This is a genomic window from Psychromonas sp. SP041 (assembly GCF_000470315.2).
Taxonomy (GTDB): domain Bacteria; phylum Pseudomonadota; class Gammaproteobacteria; order Enterobacterales; family Psychromonadaceae; genus Psychromonas.
The window spans coordinates 1-1,023 of sequence record NZ_CBRF02000096.1; the positions used below are offsets into that span (position 1 = coordinate 1).

1 protein-coding gene is annotated in these 1,023 nt (G+C 47.7%); it reads right to left on the bottom strand.

Annotated elements, in window-relative coordinates; translation table 11 throughout:
• Positions 1–1,023: Ig-like domain-containing protein (locus tag SP041_RS20690; RefSeq protein ID WP_137298015.1), on the bottom strand; the 1,023-nt coding region annotated here is incomplete at both ends.

The window sequence follows — 1,023 nt, forward strand, 5'->3', positions numbered from 1 at the left end:
CCACGTCAGTATCGTTACCCACGACATTGATAATGACAGGTGTATCTTCATTCGTGGTCGCGCTATCTGCCACTAATACGGTGTCATCAGCAACAGGGTCTACTGTCACACTCACTGTTTCAGTATTACCGTCTTCATTGGTGTAAGTGAAGCTATCAGAGCCGTTGAAATCAGCATTCGGCGTGTAAGTCACTGTGCCATCATCGTTAATAGCAACCGTGCCGTTCGCACCCTGCGTTACCGTATCAACCGGTGAAATAACACCGCCATCAACATCGGTATCATTGTCCACAACATTGATAATGACAGGTGTATCTTCATTCGTTGTTGCGCTATCTGCCACTAATACTGTGTCATCAGCGATTGGATCTACTGTCACACTCACTGTTTCAGTATTACCGTCTTCATTGGTGTAAGTGAAGCTATCAGTGCCGTTGAAATCAGCATCAGGCGTGTAGGTCACCGTGCCATCATCGTTGATAGCAACTGTGCCGTTCGCGCCCTGCGTGACCGTATCAACGGGTGAAATAACACCGCCATCAACATCGGTATCATTGCCCACAACATTGATAATGACAGGTGTATCTTCATTCGTGGTCGCGCTATCTGCCACTAATACGGTGTCGTCAGCGATTGGGTCTACTGTCACACTCACTGTTTCAGTATTACCGTCTTCGTTGGTGTAAGTGAAGCTATCAGAGCCGTTGAAATCAGCATTCGGCGTGTAGGTTACGGTGCCATCATCGTTAATAGCAACTGTACCGTTCGCCCCTTGCGTTACCGTATCAACCGGTGAAATAACACCGCCATCCACGTCAGTATCATTACCTACAACATTAATGGTAATTGGCGTGTCTTCATTCGTGGTCGCGCTATCTGCCACTAATACGGTGTCATCAGCGACAGGGTCTACTGTCACACTCACTGTTTCAGTATTGCCGTCTTCGTTGGTGTAAGTGAAGCTATCAGAGCCGTTAAAGTCTGCATCAGGCGTGTAGGTCACCGTGCCATCATCGTTGATAG